Genomic DNA, 7,244 nt, shown 5'->3' on the forward strand with positions numbered 1-7,244 from the left:
GCTGCTCAGCGGGCGACCGCTTCGTCGGCCTCGTCGGCTTCGGCCTCGGCGGCGACGTACGTCGCGAGGTCGAGCATCCGGTTCGAGAAGCCGTACTCGTTGTCGTACCAGGTCAGCACCTTCACGAGACCGTCCTCGAGGGACATCGTCGACTCGAGGTCGACGTACGAGGAGAACGGCAGGCCGATGATGTCCCGGGAGACGATTTCCTCGTCTGTGTAGCCTAATACGCCAGCGAGTTCGTCGTCGGCCGCCGATCGGATCGCGTCGGCGATCTCTTCCTCGGTGACGTCTTCCTCGAGGTCGACGGTGAGGTCGGTCACCGACCCGTTCGGAACGGGAACGCGCATCGCCATCCCGTCGAGCTTGCCCTCGAGCTGGGGGAGCACTTCGGTGGTGGCGATGGCGGCGCCGGTCGAGGTCGGGATGATGTTCTCGGCGGCGGAGCGGCCACGGCGGCGCTTGTCGAGCGGGCCGTCGACCAGGTTCTGGGTGCCGGTGTAGGCGTGGACCGTCGTCAACAGTCCGGACTCGATGCCGAACTCGTCGTCGAGGACTTTCACGACCGGCGCGACCGAGTTCGTCGTACAGGAGGCGTTCGAAAGGACATCCTCGCCGTCGTACTCGTCGTGATTGACGCCGTAGACGATCGTCTGGACCTCCTTCTCGCCTTTCGGCGGCGCTGAGATCAGTACCTTCTCGGCGCCGGCTTCAAGATGCTGGGCGGCCTCGTCGTACGTACGGAAGATCCCCGTCGCCTCGAAGGCGACGTCGACGTCGAGTTCGTCCCACGGCAGCTGAGTCGGATCGCGCTCGGAGGTCAGCCGGATCTCCCGGCCCTCGACGGTGAGGGTGTCACCCTCGAGGGTGACGTCCTCGAGGCGGCCGTGGACCGAGTCGTACTGCAGCAGGTAGCGCATGTCGTCGTTGTCCATGACGTCGTTGATCGCGACGACCTCGACGTCGTCGTACTCGAGCGACGCCCGGAGGACGTTGCGGCCGATCCGTCCGAACCCGTTGAGTCCGATACGGAGCGTCCCCTCGAACTCGTTCTCCGCGTACGAATGTTCACTCATATTCGAGTACTACGCGGTCCACGATTAAATCAGTTGCCCCTTCCGAAACGTTGATTCACGATAGGGAAGGATTTCGAGTGACCGAGAACCGGACGGCCCGCTGTGGTATCACATATCACAGAAAATTCATCGATTTTGAGAAGTTCGTCGGAGAGATTCGTTAGCACGAGTCTCCGGCCGATCTGTTCTAGACAACTCAATTTCGAGTTAACATCTATCAGATTCTTGCAAAACAGTTATGCCGGTCGGCGGTGGATGTCGACGCGTATGCTCCGGGTCGGAATCAACGGTTATGGAACCATCGGAAAACGCGTCGCAGACGCCGTGCGAGCCCAGCCAGACATGGAGGTCGCCGGCGTCGCCAAGGTCAGTCCCGACTACGTTGCACTCGGGGCGGTCGAGGCCGGATATCCGCTTTACGCGGTCGACGAGGACCGAACCGATGGCTTCCGCGAGGCCGGCATCGATCTCGCCGGCACCGTCGACGAGCTCGTCGCCGACAGCGACATCGTCGTCGACGCCACACCCTCCGGAATCGGCGAACAGAATCGACCGCTCTACGAGCGCCACGACACCCCCGCGCTCTTCCAGGGCGGCGAGGACGCGACCATCGCGGAGGTTAGTTTCAACGCCCGCGCGAACTACGACGAGGCGACCGACGCCGACTACGTTCGCGTCGTCTCCTGTAACACGACCGGCCTCTCGCGGCTCGTCTCGCCGATCCACGAGGACTACGGCATCGAGAAGGTACGGACGACGCTCGTTCGTCGCGGCGGCGACCCGAACCAGACCGGACGCGGCCCGATCAACGACGCCCTGCCGGACCCCGTCTCCATCCCCTCCCACCACGGCCCGGACGTCCAGACCGTCTTCCCCGAACTCGACATCGATACGATCGGGCTCAAGGTCCCGACGACGATGATGCACGTTCACGCGGTCAACATCACCCTCGAGGAGAAACCGGACGACGTCGACGAGATCCGCGACCGACTGCGCGCGGAGGACCGGCTGCTCATGATCCCCGACTACGCCGGGATCGACGGCGCCGGCACGCTCAAGGACCTCGCGCTCGACGCCGGCCGCCCCCGCGGCGATATCTGGGAGAACTGCATCTGGGAGGAGTCGATCACCGTCGAGGGACGCGACCTCTACTGCATGCAGGCGATCCACCAGGAGTCGGACGTCGTTCCCGAAAACATCGACGCGATCCGCTCGGTGACGGGGCTGCTCGACGGCCCGGAGAGCCGGGCGCTCACCAACGAGACGCTGGGAATCGGTCTCAGTCGGCTGGACAACCCTGAGAAGCGGATGGCGGATCGACAGACCGCCGACTGAGTCGTCGGGGAAAGCTTTTGGCCGTCCCTTCCCTACCACCAGCTATGCGACGAGACGACCGCGACGAACCCTTCGACGATCTCTTTCGGGAAATCGAGCGGATGATGAACGAGATGATGAACGGTGCCGACGTCGATTTCGACTCTTCGAGCGCCGTCGACAGCGGATTCGGGATGGACACCCACGTCGACATCCACGAAACCGACGACGAGATCCGCGTCGTCGCCGACCTTCCGGGCGTCGAGAAGGACAACATCGACCTCGAGTGCGACGGGAAGACGCTCACGATTTCGGCCCAGAGCGACCACCGCCAGTACGACGAGCGCGTCTCGCTCCCCCAGCGGGTCAACGAACACAGCGCCTCGGCGACGTACAACAACGGCGTCCTCGAGGTCGTCTTCGAGTCGGCCGAACACTCCTCGGGAATCAGCCTCGAGTAAGCACACGAGAGTCGACTCGCGGTCGGCACCGGTTTTCGTTCTCGAACCCCTTCCGAGACGGCACGTCGTCAACCAGTCCTCGAGACGCCGGCACGTTCGGAGATCACTCCGGCCAGCCGGTCGTAAAACGACGGGTCGTACTTCGTCGCCTCGTCGATCGTCGGCCGGGCGTTCGTCTCGTTGACTACGACCCGATCGCCCGTCTCGAGCAGGTCCACTCCGAGAAACGGGATCTCGAGGCGGTCGGCGACCGACTCGGCCAGTCGACGCCGTTCCGCCGGGAGGTCGACCCCCCGCGCCTTCGCGCCGCGGTGGACGTTGTGTTTCCACTGGCCCTCGCGGACCGCGTCGTCGGGAAGGCGACGTTCGACCGCGCCGACGTACTCGCTGTCGACGACCATCACCCGGTAGTCGGTCGCGTCGGGGAGGTACTCCTGGACCAGAAAGGATCGATCCCCGGTCGCCCGGTAGTCGTGGACCAGCGAGAGGTAATCACAGATCCCCAGAAACGAATCGAGGTCGTGGGCCTTCGCGACTCCGACCCCGCGAGTAGTCGAGTTCGGTTTCACCACGACCGGTGGCTCGAACCGGTCGAACGCCTCGATCAGTTCGCCCTCGCCGACGTCGTTCGAGACGTACACCGACTTCGGCACCGGCAGGTCGGCTCGCTCGAGGCGCGCGAGGACCTCCGCCTTGTTCCGGGAGGTGAGGATCGCCTGGCGGTCGTTGAGCCAGGGGACCTCGAGCAGGGCGTCGGCGACGCCACCCTCCATCGGTCGTCCGGGGTAGACGAAGCCGACGTCGTACTCGTCGGCTGTCCAGGGCGCATCCGCGCCCAAGGAAACGATCCGCTCGCTGACGGGCACGTGGTGGGCGCGGATGCCGCGCTCGGCGAGGGGGTCTCGCATCCGATCGAACGTCTCCTCGGCGTTCGCGACCGCGAGATCGATCATGCTCGAGAGTCGGGAGTAGAGACGCAAAAATCTGCGTACCCGAAGCCAGGGCTCGTCGCACTCGATCTATGGACGACGAACTAAAAGGCCGGGTTACGAAACCAGCTGCTCTTCGCCCTTCTCGACGACGATACGGCACGGCGGCGAGATCTTGTTGTACGCGCGACGGAACGCCTCCTTGGCGTGGTCGGCGTCGTCCAGGTCACACCAGACCGTGAAGATGCGCTCGCCGGCGTCGATGCGTGCGGCGGTACCGACGATCTTCCCGAACGACTGGCGCATCCCGTCGGAGACACGGTCCGCACCCGCCCCCGTCGCCTGCTTGTTCTCCCGGATGACGTGGTGGGGGAACTTCCGGAGGATCATCTTGTAGTTGTTCTCGCCGGCGTTTTTGAGCATGTGGCGGTTGGCCGACAGGCGCGAGGCCTCGAGGCTCCCGTGGCGGATCTGGACCTCCTCCTCGGTGATGAGGCTGATCTGGACGGGGTAGTCGTCGGGCTCGGCGCTGACGTTGCCCATCTTGTGCTGTGCGATCTTCGATCCGGGGATCCCAGTAATGTACTCGCGGCGCGTGTAAGCCGGCTTACTGATCTCCCGGTACATTGAGGCGGGTTTGTCCGACATGGTTGTGGTTACTTACGAAAACGCAGGCCTACCGTGGGGATAAAGCCTTCGAACCGATACGTCCGCGCCAGCGGCGGGTTCAGACGGAACTCCTCGGCGAGTCGACCGACAGCACGTCAAAAATCGTCGCTCAGTTACAGGGGACGTACTCGGCGCCGTTCTTCTCGACGAGCCCCTCCGCGGTGAGGCAGTTCAGCACCGAGAGGACGCCGATCTTCTTCATCGCCAGAACTTCGTTCAGGTCCGACGCCGTCGCACCGCCGCTGGCCTCGAGGTAGAGGTAGACGAGTTTGGCCTGCGGGGATTCGATTTCGGTCGGGAGCGGCTCGAGCTGCGTGGTGAGTTGCTGTTCCATCATCGTAGTACGATCCACATCGAGGTTCCATATAAGTCTATTGTGCACCTGAGCAATATAGTTCAATGGATATAAGGTGCCTTATATCAGTATAGTCTATTCGTGCGGATGGATAACAACCGACTGGAGCGAAGCAGCAGCCCTTTGGACCGTTATCAGGGAGTGATTTCCGAGTCGGAGCGAGAGAGGGCGATCGGTTAGTATCGGTAACTAGATGCCCGGTACCGCTTTCGTTCGTTCGTTCTACTCAACGGTCAGTCAGAAGTCCTCCATTAATAATAATTTTGTTTATGCCGGGGCGAGCTGTATAAGGAATATTAGCATCGGTCGAGGAACGTCGGTTGGCAGCGGCGTTCCGACGTCGTTCGAACCGATCGAACCGGCCGTCGCCTCACCATGACGGCGGCGTGTTTAAGAGTCTGCCACCGGAAACACCCAGTATGTTGAAGAGCTTTCGGATCGGCTCCCTGTTCGGGATACCGATCAAGCTCGATCTGACGTTCTTGCTGGTGCTCCCGCTATTTGCGTACCTCATCGGCGTCCAGATCGGGCCCGTCACCGACATTCTCAACGACGTGCTCGGCGCCGGTATCGACGTCGGCTACGTAACCGGAGGCGCGCTTCCGTGGATACTCGGCTTCGCCGCGGCGGTCGGGCTGTTCGTCGGCGTCGTCCTCCACGAACTCGGCCACTCGCTGACGGCTCAGCGGTACGGCTTTCCGATCGACTCGATCACGCTCTGGCTGTTCGGCGGGATCGCCGCGCTCTCGGAGATGCCCGAGGACTGGCGACAGGAGTTTACCATCGCCATCGCCGGACCGATCGTCTCCGTGCTCGTCGGCGTCGCCTCCTACGTGCTCTTTCTCGTTACTCCCGAGGCGTTCGGCGGCGCGCGGTTCGTCCTCGGCTACCTCGCCGTGCTCAACGTCGCGCTCGCGATCTTCAACATGATCCCCGCGTTCCCGATGGACGGCGGACGGATCCTTCGCGCGTTGCTCGCTCGCGGCCGCTCGTACGCGCGGGCGACCCAGCAGGCCGCGAGCATCGGCAAGATGTTCGCGATCGCGATGGGGCTGTTCGGGCTGTTCGCGTTCAACATCATCCTCATCGGCGTCGCCTTCTTCGTCTACATCGCCGCCTCGAGCGAGGCCCAGCAGGTGACGATGAAGGCCGCGTTCCAGGACGTCACGGTCCGGGACATCATGACGCCCGCGAGTGACCTCCACACCGTCGAGCCGGACGCGTCGGTCGCGGACCTGATCCAGCGGATGTTCACCGAGCGACACACCGGCTACCCGGTCGTCGAAACCGGCGGGTTCGGCGACGAACGGCTCGTGGGACTGGTGACGCTGTCGGACGCCCGCGACATCAAACCCGTCGAGCGCGACGCGTACACGGTTTCGGACGTGATGACGACCGACCTGAAGACGATCGATCCGAACTCGGACGCGATGACCGCGATCGAACGGATGCGCGAACACGGTATCGGACGGCTCCTCGTCGTCGAGGGCCGGGACGAGTGGGGCTCCGAGAGCGCGTTCGGCGAGCCGGCTCCGAACGCCGGCGGTGACATGGTGGGACTGATCTCTCGGTCGGACGTGATGACCGCCTTCGACATCGTCCAGCAGAGCGGGGCCGTCAACCCCTCGAGCCAGCCTCGAGCGGGCGACTGAGGCTCCCTCGGGCGTCGATCCAACATTCTTAACCGCGGGCGTGGCCGAGGGTTCAGCGATGCCACCGGCCATCGAGACGACGGACCTCGTGAAGGAGTACGGCGACTTACGCGCGCTGCAGGAGCTCTCGCTGACCGTCGAGGAAGGGGAGTTCTTCGGGCTGCTCGGTCCGAACGGGGCCGGGAAGACGACGTTCATCAACACGCTGGTCGGACTCGTCCGCAAGACGGGCGGCGAGGCTCGCGTCTTCGGCCACGACGTCGAGGACGACTACCGGCAGGCCCGGGACGCGATCGGGCTCGCTCCCCAAGAGTTCAACGTCGACCGCTTCTTCCCCATCCGCGAGGTCCTGATGCACAAGGCCGGCTACCACGGAATCCCCGAGGACGAGGCCGGAGAGCGGGCCGACGAGGTGCTCAAGCGAGTCGGGATCTACGACAAGCGAAACGAGCGCTTCGACTGGCTCTCCGGGGGGATGAAGCGCCGACTGCTGCTCGCCCGGGCGCTCGTCACCGAGCCCGACCTGCTCATCCTGGACGAGCCGACGGCCGGCGTCGACGTCCAGTTGCGCCACGACCTCTGGGAGCTGGTAACCGAACTCAACGAGGAGGGCACCACGGTCCTGCTGACGACCCACTACATCGAGGAGGCCGAACGCCTCTGTGACCGCGTCGCGATCATGAACGAGGGCCAGAAGGTAACCGTCGCGACGCCGGACGACTTGAAAACGCGGGGTACCGACACCATCGCCGTCCGCCTCGAGGACGCGCCGGCGGTCACCCCCTCTC

General features: G+C 64.0%; 8 protein-coding genes. 4 read left to right on the forward strand and 4 right to left on the reverse strand.

Going from position 1 to position 7,244, the window contains the following annotated elements; all coding sequences use genetic code 11:
* Positions 1–5: 5 nt before the first annotated feature.
* A complete protein-coding gene (gap, locus tag ACNA7R_RS05455) occupies positions 6–1,076 on the reverse strand; it encodes a type I glyceraldehyde-3-phosphate dehydrogenase (protein ID WP_416282547.1) in 1,071 nt (356 codons plus the stop codon).
* A gap of 267 nt (positions 1,077–1,343) precedes the next feature.
* Here gap and ACNA7R_RS05460 point away from each other — a divergent pair, with 267 nt between their 5' ends.
* Positions 1,344–2,411, forward strand: a complete 1,068-nt coding sequence (locus tag ACNA7R_RS05460) for a type II glyceraldehyde-3-phosphate dehydrogenase (RefSeq protein WP_416282548.1) — start codon at positions 1,344–1,346, stop codon at positions 2,409–2,411.
* Between the two features lie 44 nt (positions 2,412–2,455).
* Positions 2,456–2,851 (forward strand): Hsp20/alpha crystallin family protein, encoded by a 396-nt coding sequence (locus tag ACNA7R_RS05465; protein WP_416282549.1) that lies wholly within the window; start codon positions 2,456–2,458, stop codon positions 2,849–2,851.
* A gap of 68 nt (positions 2,852–2,919) precedes the next feature.
* On the opposite strand, the gene ACNA7R_RS05470 is transcribed toward ACNA7R_RS05465, so the two are convergent.
* The 3 genes from ACNA7R_RS05470 to ACNA7R_RS05480 all read right to left on the reverse strand — a co-directional run bounded on the left by ACNA7R_RS05470 (position 2,920) and on the right by ACNA7R_RS05480 (position 4,786).
* Positions 2,920–3,804, reverse strand: coding sequence for an ATP-grasp domain-containing protein (locus ACNA7R_RS05470; protein ID WP_416282550.1), 885 nt, complete (start codon positions 3,802–3,804; stop codon positions 2,920–2,922).
* 93 nt (positions 3,805–3,897) lie between these two features.
* The gene (locus tag ACNA7R_RS05475) at positions 3,898–4,428 is read right to left on the reverse strand and encodes a 50S ribosomal protein L16 (protein WP_416282551.1); all 531 of its coding nucleotides are present in this window, start codon (positions 4,426–4,428) and stop codon (positions 3,898–3,900) included.
* Positions 4,429–4,558: 130 nt separating this feature from the next.
* Positions 4,559–4,786 (reverse strand): MarR family transcriptional regulator, encoded by a 228-nt coding sequence (locus tag ACNA7R_RS05480; protein ID WP_416282552.1) that lies wholly within the window; start codon positions 4,784–4,786, stop codon positions 4,559–4,561.
* 437 nt (positions 4,787–5,223) lie between these two features.
* On the opposite strand from ACNA7R_RS05480, the gene ACNA7R_RS05485 reads away from it, so the two are divergent.
* Together ACNA7R_RS05485 and ACNA7R_RS05490 are read left to right on the forward strand one after the other, a co-directional pair.
* Positions 5,224–6,456 (forward strand): site-2 protease family protein, encoded by a 1,233-nt coding sequence (locus ACNA7R_RS05485; protein ID WP_416282553.1) that lies wholly within the window; start codon positions 5,224–5,226, stop codon positions 6,454–6,456.
* 58 nt (positions 6,457–6,514) lie between these two features.
* A partial coding sequence (locus ACNA7R_RS05490) for an ABC transporter ATP-binding protein (protein WP_416282554.1) occupies positions 6,515–7,244 on the forward strand: 730 nt, incomplete at its 3' end.

The organism is Natronococcus sp. (assembly GCF_047921035.1).
Taxonomy (GTDB): domain Archaea; phylum Halobacteriota; class Halobacteria; order Halobacteriales; family Natrialbaceae; genus Natronococcus.

Coding starts and splice junctions, on each gene's coding strand:
- gap (WP_416282547.1), bottom strand. CDS start 1,076: ATGAGTGAACATTCGTACGCGGAGAACGAGTTCGAGGGGACGCTCCGT.
- ACNA7R_RS05460 (WP_416282548.1), top strand. CDS start 1,344: ATGCTCCGGGTCGGAATCAACGGTTATGGAACCATCGGAAAACGCGTC.
- ACNA7R_RS05465 (WP_416282549.1), top strand. CDS start 2,456: ATGCGACGAGACGACCGCGACGAACCCTTCGACGATCTCTTTCGGGAA.
- ACNA7R_RS05470 (WP_416282550.1), bottom strand. CDS start 3,804: ATGATCGATCTCGCGGTCGCGAACGCCGAGGAGACGTTCGATCGGATG.
- ACNA7R_RS05475 (WP_416282551.1), bottom strand. CDS start 4,428: ATGTCGGACAAACCCGCCTCAATGTACCGGGAGATCAGTAAGCCGGCT.
- ACNA7R_RS05480 (WP_416282552.1), bottom strand. CDS start 4,786: ATGATGGAACAGCAACTCACCACGCAGCTCGAGCCGCTCCCGACCGAA.
- ACNA7R_RS05485 (WP_416282553.1), top strand. CDS start 5,224: ATGTTGAAGAGCTTTCGGATCGGCTCCCTGTTCGGGATACCGATCAAG.